Origin of the sequence: Streptomyces sp. 549, from assembly GCF_030124175.1 — a bacterium.
Classification (GTDB): domain Bacteria; phylum Actinomycetota; class Actinomycetes; order Streptomycetales; family Streptomycetaceae; genus Streptomyces.
Genome location: NZ_JASKMT010000038.1, coordinates 18781 through 37916, shown reverse-complemented (window position 1 = coordinate 37916; position 19136 = coordinate 18781). Strand labels below are relative to the sequence as shown.

Sequence of the window (19136 nt, the reverse complement as noted above, 5' to 3'; positions counted from 1 at the left end):
ACCAGCGCATCGTCGAGGCGCTCGCCGCCGGAGAGGCCGCCGTCGCCGAGGCCGCCATGCGCCCGGGCCGGCACAGCCGGCAGTCCCGCTCCCGCCCCCGGCGACCCGCCCGGCGACCCGCCCGGCGCCGTCGGCAGAGCCGGTCCAGGTCCGGGCGGAGGCCCCCGAGCCGGCAGCCCCGCCACCCGTCCCGGCACCACCGGCGAGCCCGCCACCGCAGCCCGGCGTCGCGGAGCCCCCGGTCGCCGGGCCGCCACTGCCGCCGTCGATGCTGCGCGCGCCGCTCACGGTCAGGCCGCGCGAGGAGCCGCGGCCGTCGGGGACCTCCGTCGTGGGCCGCATGCTGCTCGTGGTCGCCCCTGCGGTGCTCGCCGCCGCCGCGACCCGACCCCGGGGGGCCGCCGCCTCCCGGTCACGTTCCGAATAGGAGAAGTGCGTTGTCCGCTTGGCTGGTCCTGGCTCTCGTCATGGTCGCGTCGTGCGTCGTGGTGCTCACCGTCGCGCTGTTGCGGCAGCGGCGCTCGGGCGAGGACGAGGACACCAGCGAGACGCCCGACGTCATCGAGTACATGATCATGATGATCGGCGTGGTGTACGCGATCGTGCTGGGCCTGGCCATCGCCGGGGTGTGGGAGCAGCGCAACGCCGCGACCGACTGGGTCACCCAGGAGGCACTGGCCCTGCACGAGGTCCACGAGCGCGTCGAGGTGTACCCGGTCGAGTTCCGCGACCGCGTCCGCGCGGACGTGGAGGACTACGTGGCCTACACCGTCGACACCGAGTGGGCTCCGGGGCCGGACGCGGGTGAACTCACCGAGCGCGGTGACCGGATGCTCGGGCGGGTCCGGTCGCAGGTGTCGGGCTTCGAGCCGACCACCACTCTGGAGTCGCACGCCTACCAGGGCGTGGTGGACCAGGTGGCGCAGGCGTCGCGGGCGCGCACCGAACGCGGCGGCAGCGCGGGCACCACCATGCCGGGCGTGGTCTGGTTCGGACTGATCATCGGCGCGGTGGTCGTGGTGGGCATGGTGTTCGTGCTCCAGATCCGTCGATCGGGACGGGAGTTGGTGCTTGCCGGGCTGTTCAGCGCGCTGATCGCCTTCCTGCTCTTCCTCATCTGGCACTTCGACGCGCCCTACGCCCGTGGGCTCACGGAGTCGGTGGAGGCGTTCCACACGCTCTTCCCGCAGGCCACGGGCGGCTGACGGTCGGCTCGCCGCGTCAGATCCGGGCCCTGACCCAGACGCCTGCCTCCTTCAGCACGCCGGTGCCGCCGAAGCGGTCCCCCGCGCAGGTGCCCTGCCGGAAGACGGCTCCCGAGCGGTGGTCGTCTGAGAAGTTCCAGTTGACCCAGGAGATCTGCTTGCGGTTCATCAGGTCGACGAACCGCTGGGCCATGGCGAAGTCGTTGCCTCCGTCACCGCTGTGGTCCTGGGTGCCGAACTCGGTGACGAACACCGGGAGCCGGTCGGAGGCGCGGTCGAGCGCGCTGAGGTAGGCCTCCCGGTGCGAGGCGGCGTAGAAGTGGAAGGTGTACATGATGTTGGAGGCGCGTACCGGACTGGCCACCACCTCCTGCTCGTTCGCCCCCTCGGAGACTCCGAAGGAGGACCAGGCACGGGTGCCGACCAGGATCGGGGTCTCGGGGTCCTGTGCCCGGATGAGGGGGATGAGCCGCTCGGCGTACGACCTGATCGTGTTCCAGCCGACTCCGCTGGGCTCGTTGGCGATCTCGTAGAGCAGGTTGCTCTGGTGCCCGTGCCGCCGGGTGATGTCGGCGAAGAACTGGCGGGCGCGGTCGAAGTTGGCGTTCGGGTCGCCCGGGCTGAGCATGTGCCAGTCGACGATCACGTACATGCCTCGGGCCGTCGCCTGGTCGATGATGCGGCTCGCCAGGTCGGTGAAGTGCCGGGGGTTGGTGGCGTAGCCGCCTTCCTGCACGTAGGTCGAGACCCGCAGCACGTCGGCTCCCCAGTCGTAGGCCAGGGTGTCCAGCGACGCGTTGGTGACGCATTGGGCGTACCACTGGGTGCCGTGGGTGGACATGCCGCGCAGCTGCACCGGCCGGCCCGCCGCGTTGCAGAGCCGGGTGCCGCAGACCTTGAGCTGGCCGTTGGCGGCGATCGGCGACCGCGCGGCGGGCTGCTGGCCCGAGGCGGCAACCGCGCCCGCCGGGAGGTGCGCCTGGACGGCGAGGACGACGGCGAGCAGGAACGCCGCCACGACCGCCGCGAGCGGCAGCCTGGTGCGGCGCAGGGGAGGTTGATGCACGTTGCGTCACTCCAGAAGTGGGGGGTGTGGGGTGCGTGTTTGGCAGATACATGACATCCGGCCACCAACAGCACCGGCCTGGCACTGGCCCGAAAGTTAGGGTTCTTTACTACCGGCGTCAAGAGGTTAGGAAGGTTTCCTTACATACCGACGCACCCGCAACCGTCGCTCCCCCGTGCTGTCCCCGCGCGGCCCGGTGATGAGATCGTGAAGCCAACGACCACCAGCGAAGGAGCACGGGTGTCACCTCTCATCCCCGCACTGGAGAACGAGCCGGCGAAGACCGCCGTGCGTTTCGGTGACGTCGAGCTGAGCTACAGCGAGCTCGCCGCCGCCGCCCGGCCGCTCGGCGCGCGGATCGTCACCCGGAACCGCGTGGCCGTCTGGGCCGCACCGCGCTGCGAGACCGCCGTCGCCGTCGTCGCCGCACTGCTGGCGGGCGTACCGGCGGTGCCCGTCAACCCGGGGTCGGGAGAAGCGGAACTGGCCCACATCGTGGCCGACTGCGCGCCCGACGCGATCCTGGTGGCGGCAGACGAGGAGTTGCCCACCCCGCTCGCCGGACTTCCCCGCATCGACGTCGACCTGACCCCCGATCCGGACGAACCGGCACTCGGGCACCCGGAGTCGGGCGCCGACTCGATGCCCGCCCTGATCGTCTACACCTCGGGGACCACCGGCGCGCCCAAGGGCGTGGTGCTGTCCCGACGTGCGCTCGCGGCCACGCTCGACGACGTCGCCGACGCCTGGCAGTGGACCGACCGGGACGTCCTGGTGCACGCGCTTCCGCTGTTCCACGTGCACGGCCTCGTGCTCGGGCTGCTCGGCCCGCTGCGCCGCTCGGGCACGCTGCACCACCTGGTGCGCTTCACCCCGGACGCGGTGAGCCATTCCCTGCCCGAGGGCACCATGTTCTTCGGCGTGCCGACGATGTACCACCGGCTGGCCGAGCAGGCCCCAGGCGACCCGGTACTCAGCCGGGCGCTCAGCGGCGCCCGGCTGCTGGTCTCCGGGTCGGCGGCACTGCCGCTGCGTGACCACGAGGCGCTGACCCAGGCCACCGGCCAGCGGGTGATCGAGCGCTACGGCATGACGGAGACCCTGATGAGCACCAGTGTGCGCCTCGACGGCCCGTACAAGCCGGGCACCGTCGGTGTGCCGCTGCCCAGCGTCGACGTGCGGTTGGTCGACGACGACGGCGAACGGGTGACCGCCGACGACGGCGAGACGGTCGGCGAGATCCAGGTCCGCGGCCCCAACCTGTTCACCGAGTACCTCGGCCGTCCCGACGCCACCGCGGAGGCGTTCGCCGGAGGCTGGTTCCGCACCGGCGACATGGCGACGAAGGACGCGGACGGCTTCTACCGCATCGTGGGCCGCCGCTCGACCGACCTCATCAAGTCCGGCGGATACCGCATCGGCGCCGGTGAGATCGAGAACGTACTACTGGAGCACCACGGTGTGCGGGAGGTCGCGGTGACCGGTGCACCCGACCCGGACCTGGGCGAACGGGTGGTGGCCTGGGTGGTGCCCGAGGGTGAGCAGCGCCCGGACGAGGCGGAGCTGGCCGAACTCGTCACCCGCAGGTTGGCCGCGTACAAGCGCCCGCGCGAAGTGCGGTTCGTCGAGCGGCTGCCCCGCAACGACATGGGCAAGGTCCTCAAGAAGGAACTGCGGTGAGCGGTGCGGGCGCACCCGGTTCCGCCCGTGCGGCCGTCGCCTCCCTGACCGGCGACTTCACCGAACTCCCCGTCCCCCAGGCCGGGCAGCCGGTGAACGGCCCGCTGGGCTGGGAGGGCTACGACGTCGCCCGGGACCGGGCGGCCGAACGCACCGGTGAGGACGAGTCGGTGGTGTGCGGGACGGCCACCATCGGCGGCACCCGTGCCGTGCTGGTCTCCTTCGAGTTCGGCTTTCTCGGCGGCTCGCTGGGATCGCGCACCGGGGATCGGCTGGAGGCGGCGCACGTGCGTGCCAGGGAGCTGGGCGTGCCGGTGGTGTCGCTGATCGCCACCGGCGGCAGCCGTATGCAGGAGGGCATCGTCGCCCTCACCCAACTCCAGCGCATCGCACGGCAGTCCGCTCTGACTCGGGCCGCCGGGCTGGCGCAGGTCGCGGTACTGCGCGACCCGTCCACCGGCGGCGGCTGGGCCACGCTGGGTGCCGGGGCGGATCTGCTGCTCGCCCTCCCCCGCGCCCAGATCGGCTTCGCCGGTTCACGGGTCAGGCCGGCGGACGCCGACCCGCTCGCCTACTCGGCGGAGGGCCAGCTCGCGGCCGGGCACGTCGACGGCGTGCTCACCGCGGAGGAACTGCCCGCAGCCCTCGCCGGCTGGCTGCGGCTGCTCACGCCGCGCGGGGGCGGGGAGCGTGCGGCAGCGGTCGACCCGCCGGGCGCGCTCGGCACGGGCGGCCTGCCCGGCACGGGCTGGGAGGCGGTGACGCGGGCCCGCGATCCGCGGCGACCCAGGGCGGAGAGCTACCTGGACGCGTTCTTCGGGACGCGGGCGGAGATCAGCGGTGACCGCAGCAGCGGCGTCGACCCGGGCATGCGCTGCGGCTTCGGGCTGCACAACGGACGGACTGTGGCGTTCGCCGCGCAGTGCGGGACGGCGACCCGACCCGCCGGGTTCCGCACGGCGGCCCGGCTGATCCGGCTCGCGGGACGGCTGGGCTTCCCCGTGCTGACCCTGGTCGACACCCCGGGGGCGGCCAACGACGCCGAGGCGGAACGCTCCGGCGCCGGGGGCGCGCTCGCCGAGTGCTTCGCCGCCGTCGCCGAGTCGCCCGTCCCGGTCACCACCCTGGTGGTGGGCGAGGGCGGCTCGGGCGGGGCGCTGGCACTGGCCGCGCCGGGCAACACCTGGGTGGCGCCGGACAGTTACTTCTCAGTGATCGCTCCCGAGCTGGCCGCGGCCATCCTCAAACGCGGCCCCGACCAGGTGCGCCCGACGGCCGACCAGTTGCGCATCCGTCCTCAGGACCTCGTCGAACTGGGCATGGCGCGTGGCGTGGTGGCGCCCGAGAGCCCGGCGAGCGAGGCCAGCCGGCGGTAGGAGTCGAGCCGGTCGTCCGGATCGTGGGTGGCGAAGGTGAGCAGGAACTCGTCCGCCCCGGTCCGGCCGGCCAGCGCCGCGAGCCGCCCGCCGACCTGCTCCGCGTTGCCGTTCAGCTGTGCGGCGCGAGCCTGCTCGAGGTGGCGGAGTTCGCGTGCGGTGGCCGACGCGAGAGGAACCCCGGCGGGCGGCAGCAGCGGGGCGAACGCGCCGGTGGTGCGTGACCTCGCGACCGACCACGCCTCGGGCAGCTGCCGCAGCTCCGCCTCCTCACCGGTGGCCGCCACGGCTGCGTTCACCGCCACCACCACGTACGGCGCGGCGGCCCGCGGGGAGGGACGGAAGCCGGCGCGGTAGCGGTCGACCGCGGCCGCCAGGGTGTCCGGGTCGCGCCCGGAGCCGATCACCAGGGGCAGTCCTCGCCGCGCGGCGAGGTCGGCGCCCGCGCCGGTGGCCAGGACGAAGACCGGCAGGGGCCCGTCGGCGGGCCGGGCCGACGGCAGCGGTGGGAGCGCCGCATGCCCGTCGAGGTGGGCGAGCAGTTCGTCGACGCGCTCGCCGAAGTCGGCGGCGGCGTCCCGGTCCGCGCCCAGCGCGCGGCGCACCTCCTCGGTGAATCCCACCGACCGGCCGACGCCCGCGTCGATCCTGCCGGGGTGCAGGGCCTCCAGCACGCCGAACTGCTCGGCGACGACCAGCGGCACGTGGTTGGGCAGCATCACTCCGCCGGTGCCGACCCGGATGCGTGTGGTGGCCGCGGCGACCGCCGCCGCCAGCACGGTGGGAGCGGCCCCGGCGATGCCGGGCACCCCGTGGTGCTCGGCCACCCAGAAGCGGTGGTAGCCCAGCGCCTCGGCCTCCCGGGCGAAGCGCACCGTGCCGCGCAGTGCGCCGCCGGGCCGCTCGCCCTGCCGGACGGGCGAGCGGTCGAGCACGGACCACCGGATGCCGCTGAGTGCCTTCATACCCAGGTCAACAACTGCGGCCCGCCCTGATTCCCCAGCCCCGGCACGCCGGACGGTCGGGGACGGGCCGGCTGGGCACGGTCGAGGTTCGGCCGCTTCGGCGACGGCCGGTTACCGCCGGGCAACCCCTTGACCGGCCCATTGGTCTATGCCAATCATGGTCTCCCCCCACTTTCAGCCAGCTGTTCGAAGCTGAACAGCACGTCTCTGGGGAGAGCCATGCTCAGCCGCACCCGCGGAAGAACCGTCGCACTCGCCGTCACCGCGGCACTCGTGGCGTCGGCCTGCGGAACCGGACCGAACAGCCCCGCGGAGGACACCACGCTCGACGTGTGGCTGATGCAGCACAGCCTCAGCGAAGAGCTGGTCGAGGACTTCGTCCGCGACTACGAGAACCGCAATCCCGGGGTGCGGGTGGAGGTCACGGTCCACGAGTGGGGCGGCATCGGCGACAAGGTCACCGCCGCGCTCGCCGCCGACAAGGCGCCCGACGTCATCGAGGTCGGCAACACCCAGGTCGCCCAGTACGTGGCGAGCGGCGGCGTGGAGAACCTCACGCTGAAGGTGGCCGACCTGGGCGGCGACGACTGGATCCCCGGCCTGGAGGAGCCCGGCAAGATCGACGGGTACCAGTTCGGCATCCCCTACTACGCCGCGAACCGCGTGGTCATCTACCGCAAGGACCTCTTCGAACGGGCCGGCATCACCAAGCCGCCCGCCACCCGCGAGGAGTGGTTCCGCGCCAGCGAGCAGCTCAACCAGCCCGGCCAGCAGGGCATCTACCTGCCGGGGCAGAACTGGTACGTGCTGTCGGGCTTCGTCTGGGACGAGGGCGGCGACCTGGCCGTGGAGCAGAGCGGGCAGTGGCGGGGCGCGCTGGACACACCCGAGGCGATGCGCGGCATGGAGCTGTACCGGGAACTCCAGTCCTACGGCGACGGGCCCACCGACTCCGACGAGGCCAAGCCCGACCAGAACGAGGTCTTCGCCGAGCAGGAGGTCGCACAGCTCATCGCGGTTCCCGGGCACGCCAAGCTGATCGAGGAGGCCAACCCCGCGCTGGCCGGGCGCCTCGGCTACTTCCCCATCCCCGGCGAGAAGTCCGGCAAGCCGGGCGCGGTGTTCACCGGCGGCTCGGTTCTGATCCAGCCGGAGCGATCCGCCCACCCGGAGGAGGGCTACGCCTTCATCAAGCTGCTCACCGGGGACAAGTGGCAGCGGCAGATCGCCTCCTCGATGAGCTACGTGCCCAACAAGACGACTCTCACCGACGCCCTGGACGGCGACCCTGGCGCCACCGCCATGGCCAAGGGCGCCAAGAACGGGTTCGCCACCCCCAACTCGCCCTCCTGGGCGGCGCTGGAGGCGGCCAACCCGATCAAGGACTACCAGACGGCCGTGCTCACCGGGCAGGACCCCGAGGCCGCCGCCCGGCGGGCCTCGGACGCCGTCACCACACTGCTCAGCGGCAGCCCCTGACGGCCCGCCGGGAGCGGTTTCGGCAGCGGCCTCAGGTGCGGCCGTCAGCAGCGGACGTCAGGTGTGGTCGGCGCCGCCCAGGCCGCGGGCCGCGAGCCAGTGCAGCTGCCTCTCCGACTGCGACGCGAGGCCGCCCGCGTGGTCGCCGAACTCCCACACGGCCATCTCCCGGTCCGCCGCGGCGTAGCGGTTGTACGCGGCGAACACCGTGGACGGCGGGCAGACCGGGTCCATCAGCCCGACGCTGAACAGGGCCGGCGCGGTGGCCCGCGGGGCGAAGTGCAGCCCGTCGAAGTAGTTGAGCGTGCCGAAGACCCGTTCGGGCGCCACCCGCTGGTGGTATCCCAGGTACTGCACCAGCTCCGGGTACGGCCCGGCGCCGGCGGTGTCGGCGCCGCGCCGGAAGTGGCACAGGAAGGGCACGTCGACCAGTGCCGCCGCGACCGCGTCACCGCACAGCCCCGCGGTGGCCAGGGCTAGGCCCCCGCCCTGGCTCGCGCCGCTCACCACGATCCGGTCCGCGTCCACCGCCGGATGGGCGCGCAGCGCGTCGACCGCGCGCACGCAGTCGGTCATCAGACGCCGGTAGTAGTGGTCGGCCGGGTCCTCGATGCCGCGTGTCATGAAGCCCCGCACGTACTGCGGGGAAGGCACCGGGTCGGGGTCGGGCGTGACGTGGCCCTGGCCCCGGCTGTCGACGACCAGTTCGGCGTACCCGGCCGCGGCCCACATCAGGTGCTCGACCGGCAGGCCCCGGCCGCCGCTGTAGCCGATGTACGACACCACCGCGGGCAGCGGCCCGGACGCTCCGCGCGGCAGCAGCAGCCACCCCGCGACCGGCTGGCCGTCCCAGCCGGGGAACCGCACGTCGTACACCTCGGTGGAGCGCAGCCGGGTCTCCACCGGGCGGTACTCGGCCGGGTCGCCCGCCTGCCGGGCGGCGGCAAGTGTGCCGCCCCAGAACTCGTCGAAGTCGGCCGGCTCCGCTATCTCCGGGCGGTACTCCCGCAGTTGCTCCAGCGGCATGTCCATCAACGGCATCGGGTCGGGCCCTCCGGTCTCGCGGCAGGATCTGACAGGACGGTGACGGCTGCCGCGCCTCCACCGTTGCGGGGTGCCCTCCCACCTACCGTGGGCCGGGTGAGCACCTCCCTCTTCCGTCGCAAGGATATGTACGCCGCCGGGGCGGCGGTGGCGCTGTTCGCCGTGGCCGCCGCCGTGGGCCACCACCTGGAGAACCGGGACGGCACCCTGCGACTGCGCTGGCCACCGCTCTACGCCTACTGGGAGCCGCACGTCGGCCCCGGAACTCCCGCGGCCCTCGTGGTCGCCGCCCTGGTGGTGGTGTACGGCCCGACCGCCGCCCGGCGGCTGGGCTGGCGGCGGCTGCTGTGGGCGTCGTGGGGCGTGTCGGCGGCCTGGATCTGGTCGCTCGCGCTCATCGACGGCTGGTACCGCGGCGTGACCCGCCGGCTCACCACCAAGTACGAGTACCTCCAGTCGGTGCCCGAGGTGCAGGACGTGGGCGCCACGCTGCGCGAGTTCAGCGGCCGCATCCTGATGGACGCCCCCGACAACTGGCCGGCGCACGTGGCGGGCCACCCGCCGGGCGCGCTGCTGACGTTCGTGGGCCTGGACCGGATCGGGCTCGGCGGCGGCGCCTGGGCGGCCGTGCTGTGCGTCACCGTGGGCGCGTCCGCGGCGACGGCCGTCCTGGTGGCGGTCCGTGCGCTCGCCGACGAGCACACCGCGCGGGTGGCCGCGCCCTTCCTGGTCCTGGCACCGGCGGCGGTGTGGATCGGGGTGTCGGCGGACGGCTACTTCGCGGGCGTGAGCGCCTGGGCGGTGGCGCTGCTGGCTCTGGCCGCCACCCGGCGGGCCCGACTGCCGTGGCTGGCGGGCCTGGGGTCGGGTGTGCTGTTCGGCTGGACCATGTACCTGTCGTACGGGCTGGGCCTGCTGGCCGTCGTCGCCGTCGCCGTGCTCGTCGCGGCCCGCACCTGGCGTCCCGTGCCCTGGGTGGTGCTGGGCGCGCTGCCGTGGGTGGTGGCGTTCACCGTCGCCGGCTTCTGGTGGTACGAGGGCTACACCACTCTTGTCGAGCGCTACTACCAGGGCGCGGCCGGCGTCCGCCCCTACGCCTACTACGTCTGGGCCAACCTGGCCGCGCAGGTCGTGGTGGTCGGCCTGGCCACCGTCGCCGGGCTGCGCCGGGCCGCCGGGCGGGAGGTCCGCCGCAGCGGCCTCGTTCTGCTGGTGGCAGGCGGACTGCTCGCCATGCTCGTCGCCAACCTGTCCGGGATGAGCAAGGCGGAGACGGAACGGATCTGGCTGCCGTTCGCGATCTGGCTGCTGCCGGCCGCCGCACTGCTGCCGGTCCGCGACCACCGCTGGTGGCTCGGTGCCCAGGCGGCCGTCGCCCTCACCGTCAACCACCTGCTGGTGACGGGATGGTGAGCGGCCTGGTCGCGTTCCGCGGGCGACTGCACGACGCCCGTACGGCGACCGCCGTGGGGCGCTGGCTCGGGGTGGCGATCCTGGTGTGCTTCGTCACCGGCGTCATCAGCCACCTGCTCCAGGAACCGCCCGCCTGGCTGCTGGGCCGCCTGCCGACCCGCCCGGTGTGGGGCTACCGCCTCACCCAGGGCCTGCACGTGGCCGCCGGTATCGCCGCCGTCCCGCTGCTGCTGGCGAAACTGTGGACGGTCTACCCGCGGCTCTTCCAGAAGCCGCCGGTGCGGTCCGTGCGGCACGCGCTGGAACGGCTGTCCGTGGCGGTCCTGGTCGCCGCCGCACTACTGGAGCTCTTCCTCGGCCTGCTCAACATCGCCCAGTGGTACGTGTGGCCGTTCTCCTTCCGGCAGGTGCACTGGGCACTGGCCTGGGTGCTGGTCGGTGCGCTGCTGCTGCACCTGGCGGTGCAGGCGCCGCGCATCACCGCACACTGGCGGCGGGACCGCACCGACCCGGACGGACCCGACCGGCGCGCGCTGCTGCTGGGCGTCGCCGCCGCCACCGGCGCCGTCACCCTGGTCACCGCGGGCCAGACACTGCCGCTGCTGCGTCCGCTCAACCTGCTCGCCCCCCGCCACCCCGACCACGGCTCGCAGGGACTGCCGGTGAACCGCACGGCGGCTGCCGCCCGTGTCACGCCCGAGGTACTGCGTAACTGGCGACTGGAGGTCGCCGGCCCCCGCCCGTACACGCTCACCCTGGCGGAGCTGGGCGGCATGCCGCAGCACCGCAGCGATCTGCCGATCACCTGCGTCGAGGGCTGGAGCGCCGACGCCCGGTGGGACGGGGTGCGCCTGAGCGAACTGCTGGAACGGGCCGGCGCCCCGCCGGGAGCGGCCGTGCGGGTGGTGTCGCTGCAACGCGGCGGTGCGTTCCGCACCTCGGTGGTCGGCCCGCGGCACGCCCGTGACCCACTGACCCTGCTGGCGCTGCGGGTCAACGGCGAGGTGCTCAACCCCGACCACGGATATCCGGCGCGCATCATCTCGGCGAACCGCCCCGGAGTGCTGCAGACCAAATGGGTGACCCGGCTGGAGGTGCTGGCATGAGCGCGGCGCGGGGCGTACGGATCGGCCTGGGAGCGGTCGGCTGCGTGCTGATGGGCGTGGGGGTGTGGCTGCTGCTGGCGGACTCCCGGCCGGGTACGGGCGTGCAGGTCGCGCTGTGGCTGGCGGGGGCGGTGACACTGCACGACTTCGTGCTGGTGCCGCTGGTGCTGGCCGCCGGCTGGGCGCTGGCGCGCCTGCCCGGTTCACCTCGGCGGCACCGGCTGTGGCGGGCGGCGCTGGTCACCGCGGGTGTGCTCACGCTGGTCGCGGCGCCGGTCCTGCTGCGGCCGGCGTCCGCGAACCCCTCGCTGCTGCCGCTGGACTACCCGCGCAACTGGGCGCTGCTGCTCGCGGCGACGGCGGCCGTGGCGCTCCTGGTGCCTTGGGCCGAGCAGCTCGGCCGCAGGCTCAGAAAGGGCCGCCCGTAGGCGGACCACTCCTCCACGACCTGCCAGCCGGCGGCCTTCGCCCGGTTGCGCAGGGCCTCCGCGCCGATCCGCGCCCATCGGAAGGTCGGGCCGCTCCCGCCGTTGCCGTCGTCGAGGCTCACCTCGACGCACTCCTCCACCTCCGCCGGCGCCGCCTCCACCAGCAGCACGCCCTTCGGCCCCAGCAGCTCCGCGACGCGGGCCAGCAGCAGGTCCGGATCGCCGCCGATGCCCACGTTGCCGTCGAGCAGCAGCGCGCTGTCCCAGCGCCCCTCGCCGGGCAGCGGCTCGAAGACCGAGCGGCACAGCGCCGCGCCGCCCAGCCGGCGGGTGCGCCGCACCGCGGCAGGCGCGGTGTCGATGCCCAGCGCCGGATGCCCGTGGCGGGCGAGCGCAGCGACCAGCCTGCCGGGCCCGCAGCCGATGTCGAGCACCGCGCCGGTGCAGCGTCCCAGCACGGTCATGTCCGCGGCGTCCGCGCCGGCGCACCAGCGCTCGACCTCCAGCGGCAGCAACCAGCCGTCGGTGCGGCGCAGGAACAACGGGCCGCGGCCGGTGCGCAGGGCGTCGGCGTACGGGTCGGTGTGCCAGGCGATGCGGTCGGCGTCGGGCGGCGGAGACGTGGTGGTCATGCGACCTCCGTCCGCCGGGTGCGGGCGTGGGCGGCGGCGAAGTGCCCCGATGTGGCGGCGGCGACCTCGGCGGCGTCGGCGGCCGTGTCCACGTCCCGCAGCTCGGGCAGGTCGCGGACGCGCAGGCCGGCGTCGGTGAGGCGCTTGCGCTGCACGGCACCGGTGCGGTCGCTGGACATCGGCACGCCCAGGACCAGGGCGGGGTCGGGGTCGGCCAGGCCGAGCGCCCAGAATCCGCCGTCGGCGGCCGGCCCGAAGCAGGCGTCAGCGGCCGACCAGGCGTCCGGCGCGCACAGCGGCGCGAGCAGTGCGGCGCTGAGCTGGGGGGTGTCCATGCCCACCAGCAGCGCCGGGCCGTCACACCCGGCGAAGGCGGCGGCGATCCGCTCGTCCAGGCCGCCCGCGGCCTGCGGCACCACGTCGAAGCCGACGGGCAGCCACGGTCCCGGCCGCCCCTCCAGCACCAGCACCCGGCGGGCGGCGGGCAGCGCGGCTACCGTCTCCAGCGTGTCCGTCAGCGCCGCCTCCGCCAGCCGTGCCGCCTCCTGCGGGGTGAACGGCGGGGTGAGCCGCGTCTTGACCCGGCCGGGTACCGGTTCCTTGGCGATGACCAGCACGGTCGTGCCTCGCCCTGATCTCACCGCAGCACTCCTCGCATGTCGCGGACGGCCTGGGCGGTTCCGCGCCAGGTTCCCGTCACCTTGGAACGCCCGGTGCGGGGGTGGTAGCCGACGGAGGTCTCATGGATGCGCCAGCCCGCGTCCGCGGCCCGTACGACCATCTCCAGCGGGTAGCCGCTGCGACGATCGGTCAAACCCAGGCTGAGCAGGGCCGCCCGGCGGGCGACCCGCAGCGGCCCCAGGTCGTGCAGCCGCACACCGGTGCGCCTGCGGACCATGTGGGACAGCGCGTAGTTGCCGGCCCTGGCGTGCAGCGGCCAAGCCCCCCGCCCGACCGGGCGGCGGCGCGCCAGCACCAGGTCCGCCCGCCCCGCCGCGACCGGGGCGGCGACCTCCGGCAGCCCGGCGGGGTCGAGCGAGCCGTCGCAGTCGCAGAAGGCGACCAGTTCGGCGTCGGCCGCCTCCAGCCCCGCATGGCACGCGGCGCCGAAACCGCGGCGTGGTTCGAGCACCACGGTCGCGCCCAGTTCCCGGGCCAGGGCGGCCGAGCCGTCGGTGGAGCCGTTGTCCACGACGATGGGGTGCCAGCCCTCCGGGACCCGGCCGAGGACCCAGGGCAGGGCCCCGGCCTCGTCCAGGCAGGGGAGCACCAGATTCCCTTGCAACGTTGGCATCGAGTTCATCTCTTTCACCCTACGAGGACATACGCCGCATAAGGGATCGCCTTCCCTTACGAAACGCGGACATCACCGTCTGGCGGCACTCTTCCGGTCGTCTGCGGCGTGGCGGATGCAAGACTCGGCGCATGACTGAGCCGCCCGCACCCCGGCGCGTCCTGGTGGTCGACGACGACCCGACCGTGCGCGAGGTCGTCGCCGGCTACCTCGAACGGGCGGGGTTCACCGTGGACCACGCCGACGACGGACCCGCCGCGCTCACCCGCGCCCAGGCCTCGCCTCCCGACCTGGTCGTGCTGGACCTGATGCTGCCCGGCCTGGACGGACTCCAGGTGTGCCGCCGGCTGCGGGCGGCCGGCCCGGTGCCGGTGGTGATGCTCACCGCGCGGGGTGCCGAGGAGGACCGCATCACCGGGCTGGAGGTGGGCGCCGACGACTACGTGACCAAACCCTTCAGCCCCCGGGAACTGGTACTGCGGGTGGAGTCGGTGCTGCGCCGGACGGGCGCCCCGCCCGCCGCCGGGCCGCGGCTGCGCGGCGGCGGCCTGGTGGTGGACCCGGCCGCGCGCACCGCCACCGGTCCCGGCGGCCGACTGGCGCTGACCGTGCGGGAGTTCGACCTGCTCGCGCACTTCCTGCGCCATCCGGGAAGGGCGTTCACCCGGGAGGAGCTGATGTCGGCCGTCTGGGGCTGGGACTTCGGCGACCTGTCGACCGTCACGGTGCACGTGCGCCGGCTGCGGCACAAGGTCGAACGGGACCCGGCCCGACCGGTGCTGATCACCACCGTCTGGGGCGTCGGATACCGCTTCGACGGCTCAGGAGGCACAGCGGACACCGGCGCCGCCGAGGGAGAGGACCTGCCTTGAACGACCTGCTGCTCATCGCGCTGTACGCGGGGTTCGGCGCGACCGCGGCCGGCGTGCTCGGCGCGCTCGCCCTGCGCGCCCTGCGCCGCCGCTCGGTGGCCGTGTCACTGACGGTGCTCACCGGGGTCGGCGTCGCCGCGATGCTCGCCGGCACACTCTCGGTGTGCTGGGCGATGTTCCTCAACAAGCACGACCTCGGCGTCGTCACCACGGTCCTGGCGGTGGCGGCCGTCGCCGCCACCGCAACGGCGCTGCTGCTCGGGCGCTGGGTGACGGCAGGTCACCGCGCGCTGGAGCGCTCCGCACGGGCCCTGGGCGCGGGCGCCGGCTTCACCGCACCCGCGGTGGCGATGCCGGCCGAGCTGGCCTCGCTCGCCCGCTCGCTCACCGAGGCCGGGGCCCGACTCGCCACCGCCCGGGAGCGCGAGGCGGCGCTGGAGGCGTCCCGGCGGGAACTGGTCGCGTGGATCTCGCACGACCTGCGTTCCCCGCTGGCCGGACTACGGGCCATGGCGGAGGCGCTGGAGGACGGCGTGGCCCCCGACCCGGCCCGGTACCACCGGCAGATCCGCAGCGACGTGGAGCGGCTGAGCGGCATGGTCGGCGACCTGTTCGAACTCTCCCGCATCCAGGCGGGCTCACTCACGCTCTCCCCCACCCGCATGTCCGTCTACGACCTGATCAGCGACGCGATCGCCGGCGCCTGGCCGCTCGCCGCCGAGCGCGGCGTCCGGCTCGCCGACGACGGCGTCGAGCCGGTGCCCATCGAGGTGGACAGCCGGGAGATGACCAGGGTGCTGGCGAACCTGCTGGTCAACGCCATCCACCGCACCCCGGCGGACGGCACGGTGGCGGTCGCCGCGCGCAGGCACGAGGACGCCGTGGTGCTGTCGGTGACGGACGGCTGCGGCGGCATCGCCGCAGAGGCCCTGCCGCGGGTGTTCGACACCGGCTGGAGCGGCGACGACGCCCGCACCCCGCCGTCCGGCGCGGGCCTCGGGCTGGCCATCGTCCGGGGCATCGTGGAGGCGCACTCGGGCCGCGCCTCGGTGCGGAACGTGCCGGGCGGCTGCCGTTTCGAGGTCACGCTCCCGGCTCGGGCACGGGTGCAAGCGGCGCCTTGGCGAAGCGCGCCATCCCCTCACTGAAGCCGACCGCGGGCCGCCAGCCCAGCTCCTGCCGCAGCCGTTCGGAGGAGGCCGTGATGTGCCGGACGTCCCCGAGCCGGTACTCGCCGGTGACCTGCGGCTGCGGGCCGCCGAAGGCCGCGGCGAGCGCGGAGGCCATCTCGCCGACGGTGTGCGGCTCGCCGCTGCCGGTGTTCAGGGCGCGCAGTTCACCGTCGGGGCGCCCGTCCAGCGACTCCAGCGCCGCCACGTTGGCCGCGGCCACGTCGGAGACGTGCACGAAGTCGCGGCGCTGCCCGCCGTCCTCGAAGACCTGCGGGGGCCGGCCGGCCTCCAGCGCGGAGCGGAAGAACGAGGCCACACCGGCGTAGGGCGTGTCCCGTGGCATGCCGTCGCCGTACACGTTGTGGTAGCGCAGGCTCACCGCCCGGCCGCCCGTGGCGCGGGCCCAGGAGGCGGCCAGGTGCTCCTGGGCGAGCTTGGTGGTTGCGTAGACGTTGCGCGGGTCGACCGGGGCGTCCTCCCCGACCAGGCCGGGGGCGAGGTCGGCTCCGCACAGCGGGCAGGGCGGTTCGAAGCGGCCCGCGTCGAGGGACGCGCGGGCCCGCGGCCCGGGACGCACCACGCCGTGCTCCGGGCACAGGTACCGGCCCTCGCCGTAGACGACCATCGAGCCTGCCAGGGCGAGCCGCCGCACGCCGGCGGCGGCCATCTGCTCCAGCAGCACGGCCGTGCCGAGGTCGTTGACACCTACGTAGTCGGACGCGTCCTGAAAGCCCTTGCCGAGGCCGACCTTCGCCGCCTGGTGGCAGACGGCGTCGACTCCGTCGAGCGCGCGGAGCACCGCGTCGCCGTCGCGGACGTCGGCACGCAGGGCGTGCGGACCGGGCTCGGCCGCGGTGTCGAGCACCGTGACCTCGTGGCCTGCCGCGTGCAGCGCGGGAACGATGTGCGAGCCGATGAAACCGGAACCGCCGGTGACCAGGACATGCATGCCGCCCACGCTATGGCCGGCAGCACCCCTGGCCGCCCTGGCCGCGCCGGGCGTCAGCAAACCGTCACACCTCGGCGGGCCGGGGCCATGCGGCCCGACGGGCCCTCAGCTCCCGTCGCGTTCCGGCCCGTCGGAGCCCGGTGGCCCGTCACCGGGCGCCGGCTGCCGCCAGCGCCGCCACCGGCAGCAGCAGCATCCACTGCGGCAGGCGCAGCAGCGGCTTCGACCAGCCGGCTGCCAGGGACACGGCGAGGAAGACGCCCGAGTAGGCGGCGAAATGGGCGGCCAGGAGCCAGGCGGCGGCGTCGCCGCCCGGGTGGTCGCCGAGAGACAGCCAGATCAGGGCGGCGGCGGCGAGCACAAGATCTGCCGTGACCATGTGCCAGACCGCGTGCAGCACGCGGCGCGGCTCGTCCGGGAGGCCGCCGGCCAGCAGGGCCCGGATGACGTCCCGGCCTCCGGCGACGACGTGGACGGCGGCGACCACGCCACTGGTGATGCCGCCCGCGAGGAACCAGGCGTTCACCGGGTCTCGATTCCGCGGCCCACGAGGGCCGCCAGCCGGTCGGCCAGCTGCGGACCGGGCCGCTCCCCCACCACGCCGACGTGGAAGAAGACGGCACCGGCCAGCGTGTCCAGCACGAGGTCGACCGGCAGGTCGGCGTCGGCCTCGCCGCGCCGGACGGCGTGCTCGAACACCGCCACCAGGCCGGCCTTGGCCGGGGCGAGGAACTCGGACCGGATACGGGCCTGCAAGTTCGGGTCGGCCGCGAAGTCGGCCAGCACACCGGGGAGCGCAGCGGTGGCAGCCGGCGTGGAGAACTCCTGGACCAGTGCCTCCAGCAGGACGGTGAGGTCGCCGCTCAGGCTGCCGGTGTCCGGCACCGGGGCGGCCTCGGTCGCGGTGAAGACCGCCTCGTACACCAACTCGGCCTTGGCCGACCAGCGGCGGTAGACGGTGTCCTTGCCCACGCCGGCCCGCACCGCCACCGCGCCGATGGAGGTGCCCGCGTAGCCGCGTTCGGCCACCAGCTCGGCCGCGGCGGACAGGATCGCCAGGTAGGCACGGTTGTCCCTGGGACGCCCGCGGGGGGCGCCGGTGAGTGTCATGAGATTAACCATACGGGACGACCCGTTGGATTAATACCGCTCCTCCCGGCCGGTGCGCGCCGATCGGCTCCCGGGTCTGGTCAACGGGTGGCGGCTGCTGACACGATCGGTGGCATGACCAACGATCGCCTTCGAGACGTGTACGTGGTGGACGCCGTCCGCACCCCGGTCGGGCGTTACGGCGGCGCACTGTCCGGTGTCCGCCCCGACGACCTGGCCGCGCACGTGGTGCGCGCCCTGGTGGACCGCAGCCCGGCGCTTGACCCCGAGCGCATCGACGACGTCGTGCTGGGCAACGCCAACGGCGCCGGTGAGGAGAACCGCAACGTCGCCCGGATGGCGGTGCTGCTGGCCGGTTTGCCGGTGTCGGTCCCCGGCGCCACCGTCAACCGGCTCTGCGCCTCGGGCATGGAGGCCGTCGTCCAGGCGGCCCGGGCCATCGCCGTCGGGGACGCCTCGGTGGTCATCGCGGGCGGTGTGGAGTCGATGAGCCGCGCCCCCTGGGTGGTGCCCAAGCCGGAGCGGGCCTTCCCCGCGGCGGCGCCGGAGACGCACTCGACCACACTGGGCTGGCGTTTGGTCAACACGCGTATGCGGCCGGAGTGGACGGTCTCCCTCGGTGAGGGCGCCGAGCAGGTCGCCGACAAGCACAAGATCAGCCGCGAGGAGCAGGACGCCTTCGCGCTGGCCAGCCACCGCAAGGCGGCGCAGGCGTGGGAGCGGGGCGACTACGACGACGAGGTGGTGCCCGTCGACGGCACCGACCTCACCCGCGACGAGTCGATCCGGGCCACGACCACGGCGGAGGCCCTGGCCAAGCTGAAGCCGGTGTTCCGCCGCGAGGAGGGCACCGTCACCGCGGGCAACTCCTCACCCCTGAACGACGGTTCGGCGGCGCTGCTGCTGACGGACGAGGACGGCCTGCGGGCCTGCGGCCGGGAGCCGCTGGCCCGGATCGGAGCGTCCGCAGTGACGGGCATCGAGCCGCAGTTGTTCGGGCTCGGCCCCGTGGAGGCGGTCCGCCGCGTCCTGGCCCGCACCGGGCGCGGCTTCGGCGACCTGCACACCGTCGAGCTGAACGAGGCGTTCGCCGCGCAGGTCCTGGGCTGCCTGGCCGAGTGGCCCGAGCTGGACCCGGCCCGGGTCAACCCGCGCGGCGGGGCCCTCGCCGTCGGGCACCCGCTGGGTGCTTCCGGCGCCCGGCTGGTGGGCGCCGTGGCCCGGCAGCTCGCCGACGCCGGTTCCGGCACGGGGCTGGCCGCGCTGTGCATCGGTGTCGGCCAGGGGCAGGCGCTGGTCCTGGAGCGCTGAGCCGGCGACACGGGGGCCGCGCGTCCCGGCGGGC

19 protein-coding genes are annotated in these 19136 nt (G+C 74.3%); 10 read left to right on the top strand and 9 right to left on the bottom strand.

Features of this window, described 5'->3' with window-relative positions; translation table 11 throughout:
* The first annotated feature begins 437 nt into the window (after positions 1 to 437).
* Positions 438 to 1205, top strand: a complete 768-nt coding sequence (locus QNO07_RS26035; protein ID WP_283994947.1) for a bestrophin-like domain — start codon at positions 438 to 440, stop codon at positions 1203 to 1205.
* A gap of 16 nt (positions 1206 to 1221) precedes the next feature.
* On the opposite strand, the gene QNO07_RS26030 is transcribed toward QNO07_RS26035, so the two are convergent.
* Complete coding sequence (locus tag QNO07_RS26030; protein WP_283994946.1) at positions 1222 to 2271, bottom strand: glycoside hydrolase family 5 protein; 1050 nt, start codon at positions 2269 to 2271, stop codon at positions 1222 to 1224.
* Positions 2272 to 2511: 240 nt separating this feature from the next.
* Here QNO07_RS26030 and QNO07_RS26025 point away from each other — a divergent pair, with 240 nt between their 5' ends.
* Both QNO07_RS26025 and QNO07_RS26020 read left to right on the top strand, forming a co-directional pair.
* Positions 2512 to 3951 carry an acyl-CoA synthetase gene (locus tag QNO07_RS26025; RefSeq protein WP_283994945.1) on the top strand — a complete coding sequence of 480 codons (1440 nt, stop codon included), beginning with the start codon at positions 2512 to 2514 and terminating at the stop codon, positions 3949 to 3951.
* Entirely contained in the window at positions 3948 to 5327 is a 1380-nt protein-coding gene (locus tag QNO07_RS26020) for a carboxyl transferase domain-containing protein (protein ID WP_283994943.1), read from the top strand. The genes QNO07_RS26025 and QNO07_RS26020 overlap by 4 nt, the downstream gene beginning before the upstream one ends.
* Here the strand turns inward: QNO07_RS26020 and QNO07_RS26015 are convergent.
* The gene (locus tag QNO07_RS26015; protein WP_283994942.1) at positions 5249 to 6292 is read right to left on the bottom strand and encodes an MsnO8 family LLM class oxidoreductase; all 1044 of its coding nucleotides are present in this window, start codon (positions 6290 to 6292) and stop codon (positions 5249 to 5251) included. The two genes, QNO07_RS26020 and QNO07_RS26015, sit on opposite strands and share 79 nt — an antisense overlap.
* A gap of 219 nt (positions 6293 to 6511) precedes the next feature.
* Here QNO07_RS26015 and QNO07_RS26010 point away from each other — a divergent pair, with 219 nt between their 5' ends.
* Positions 6512 to 7771 carry an extracellular solute-binding protein gene (locus QNO07_RS26010; protein ID WP_283994941.1) on the top strand — a complete coding sequence of 420 codons (1260 nt, stop codon included), beginning with the start codon at positions 6512 to 6514 and terminating at the stop codon, positions 7769 to 7771.
* 57 nt (positions 7772 to 7828) lie between these two features.
* Here QNO07_RS26010 and QNO07_RS26005 read toward each other — a convergent pair whose 3' ends face one another.
* Positions 7829 to 8812 (bottom strand): acetylxylan esterase, encoded by a 984-nt coding sequence (locus QNO07_RS26005; protein WP_283994939.1) that lies wholly within the window; start codon positions 8810 to 8812, stop codon positions 7829 to 7831.
* 129 nt (positions 8813 to 8941) lie between these two features.
* Here QNO07_RS26005 and QNO07_RS26000 point away from each other — a divergent pair, with 129 nt between their 5' ends.
* From QNO07_RS26000 to QNO07_RS25990, 3 genes are read left to right on the top strand one after another with little or no spacing between them, the layout of a single operon-like run.
* Positions 8942 to 10228, top strand: a complete 1287-nt coding sequence (locus QNO07_RS26000; RefSeq protein WP_283994948.1) for a hypothetical protein — start codon at positions 8942 to 8944, stop codon at positions 10226 to 10228.
* Complete coding sequence (locus QNO07_RS25995; protein WP_283994938.1) at positions 10222 to 11334, top strand: molybdopterin-dependent oxidoreductase; 1113 nt, start codon at positions 10222 to 10224, stop codon at positions 11332 to 11334. Before QNO07_RS26000 ends, QNO07_RS25995 begins: the two co-directional genes overlap by 7 nt.
* The gene (locus tag QNO07_RS25990) at positions 11331 to 11762 is read left to right on the top strand and encodes a hypothetical protein (protein ID WP_283994936.1); all 432 of its coding nucleotides are present in this window, start codon (positions 11331 to 11333) and stop codon (positions 11760 to 11762) included. Before QNO07_RS25995 ends, QNO07_RS25990 begins: the two co-directional genes overlap by 4 nt.
* On the opposite strand, the gene QNO07_RS25985 is transcribed toward QNO07_RS25990, so the two are convergent.
* From QNO07_RS25985 to QNO07_RS25975, 3 genes are read right to left on the bottom strand one after another with little or no spacing between them, the layout of a single operon-like run.
* Complete coding sequence (locus QNO07_RS25985; RefSeq protein ID WP_283994935.1) at positions 11657 to 12394, bottom strand: class I SAM-dependent methyltransferase; 738 nt, start codon at positions 12392 to 12394, stop codon at positions 11657 to 11659. The genes QNO07_RS25990 and QNO07_RS25985 overlap by 106 nt on opposite strands.
* The gene (locus QNO07_RS25980) at positions 12391 to 13035 is read right to left on the bottom strand and encodes a TIGR04282 family arsenosugar biosynthesis glycosyltransferase (RefSeq protein ID WP_283994933.1); all 645 of its coding nucleotides are present in this window, start codon (positions 13033 to 13035) and stop codon (positions 12391 to 12393) included. The genes QNO07_RS25985 and QNO07_RS25980 overlap by 4 nt, the downstream gene beginning before the upstream one ends.
* Positions 13032 to 13688, bottom strand: coding sequence for a glycosyltransferase family 2 protein (locus QNO07_RS25975; protein ID WP_349636878.1), 657 nt, complete (start codon positions 13686 to 13688; stop codon positions 13032 to 13034). The genes QNO07_RS25980 and QNO07_RS25975 overlap by 4 nt, the downstream gene beginning before the upstream one ends.
* A 131-nt stretch (positions 13689 to 13819) precedes the next feature.
* Between QNO07_RS25975 and QNO07_RS25970 the strand changes: the two genes are divergently transcribed.
* Together QNO07_RS25970 and QNO07_RS25965 are read left to right on the top strand one after the other, a co-directional pair.
* Positions 13820 to 14560 (top strand): response regulator transcription factor, encoded by a 741-nt coding sequence (locus QNO07_RS25970; RefSeq protein WP_283994931.1) that lies wholly within the window; start codon positions 13820 to 13822, stop codon positions 14558 to 14560.
* Positions 14557 to 15708, top strand: coding sequence for a sensor histidine kinase (locus QNO07_RS25965; RefSeq protein ID WP_283994929.1), 1152 nt, complete (start codon positions 14557 to 14559; stop codon positions 15706 to 15708). The genes QNO07_RS25970 and QNO07_RS25965 overlap by 4 nt, the downstream gene beginning before the upstream one ends.
* On the opposite strand, the gene QNO07_RS25960 is transcribed toward QNO07_RS25965, so the two are convergent.
* The 3 genes from QNO07_RS25960 to QNO07_RS25950 form a co-directional block, all read right to left on the bottom strand.
* Positions 15644 to 16681, bottom strand: coding sequence for an NAD-dependent epimerase/dehydratase family protein (locus QNO07_RS25960; protein WP_283994927.1), 1038 nt, complete (start codon positions 16679 to 16681; stop codon positions 15644 to 15646). The genes QNO07_RS25965 and QNO07_RS25960 overlap by 65 nt on opposite strands.
* Positions 16682 to 16829: 148 nt before the next feature.
* Positions 16830 to 17207, bottom strand: a complete 378-nt coding sequence (locus QNO07_RS25955) for a hypothetical protein (RefSeq protein ID WP_283994925.1) — start codon at positions 17205 to 17207, stop codon at positions 16830 to 16832.
* Positions 17204 to 17791 carry a TetR/AcrR family transcriptional regulator gene (locus QNO07_RS25950; protein ID WP_283994922.1) on the bottom strand — a complete coding sequence of 196 codons (588 nt, stop codon included), beginning with the start codon at positions 17789 to 17791 and terminating at the stop codon, positions 17204 to 17206. The genes QNO07_RS25955 and QNO07_RS25950 overlap by 4 nt, the downstream gene beginning before the upstream one ends.
* A gap of 114 nt (positions 17792 to 17905) precedes the next feature.
* Here QNO07_RS25950 and QNO07_RS25945 point away from each other — a divergent pair, with 114 nt between their 5' ends.
* A complete protein-coding gene (locus QNO07_RS25945; protein WP_283994921.1) occupies positions 17906 to 19102 on the top strand; it encodes a thiolase family protein in 1197 nt (398 codons plus the stop codon).
* The last annotated feature ends 34 nt before the right edge of the window (positions 19103 to 19136 follow it).

Bases quoted from the DNA above. Each gene is read 5' to 3' on its own strand.
- QNO07_RS26015 (WP_283994942.1), bottom strand. From the start codon at position 6,292: ATGAAGGCACTCAGCGGCATCCGGTGGTCCGTGCTCGACCGCTCGCCC.
- QNO07_RS26010 (WP_283994941.1), top strand. From the start codon at position 6,512: ATGCTCAGCCGCACCCGCGGAAGAACCGTCGCACTCGCCGTCACCGCG.
- QNO07_RS26005 (WP_283994939.1), bottom strand. From the start codon at position 8,812: ATGCCGTTGATGGACATGCCGCTGGAGCAACTGCGGGAGTACCGCCCG.
- QNO07_RS26000 (WP_283994948.1), top strand. From the start codon at position 8,942: ATGTACGCCGCCGGGGCGGCGGTGGCGCTGTTCGCCGTGGCCGCCGCC.
- QNO07_RS25995 (WP_283994938.1), top strand. From the start codon at position 10,222: ATGGTGAGCGGCCTGGTCGCGTTCCGCGGGCGACTGCACGACGCCCGT.
- QNO07_RS25990 (WP_283994936.1), top strand. From the start codon at position 11,331: ATGAGCGCGGCGCGGGGCGTACGGATCGGCCTGGGAGCGGTCGGCTGC.
- QNO07_RS25985 (WP_283994935.1), bottom strand. From the start codon at position 12,394: ATGACCACCACGTCTCCGCCGCCCGACGCCGACCGCATCGCCTGGCAC.
- QNO07_RS25975 (WP_349636878.1), bottom strand. From the start codon at position 13,688: ATGCCAACGTTGCAAGGGAATCTGGTGCTCCCCTGCCTGGACGAGGCC.
- QNO07_RS25970 (WP_283994931.1), top strand. From the start codon at position 13,820: ATGACTGAGCCGCCCGCACCCCGGCGCGTCCTGGTGGTCGACGACGAC.
- QNO07_RS25960 (WP_283994927.1), bottom strand. From the start codon at position 16,681: ATGCATGTCCTGGTCACCGGCGGTTCCGGTTTCATCGGCTCGCACATC.
- QNO07_RS25950 (WP_283994922.1), bottom strand. From the start codon at position 17,791: ATGACACTCACCGGCGCCCCCCGCGGGCGTCCCAGGGACAACCGTGCC.
- QNO07_RS25945 (WP_283994921.1), top strand. From the start codon at position 17,906: ATGACCAACGATCGCCTTCGAGACGTGTACGTGGTGGACGCCGTCCGC.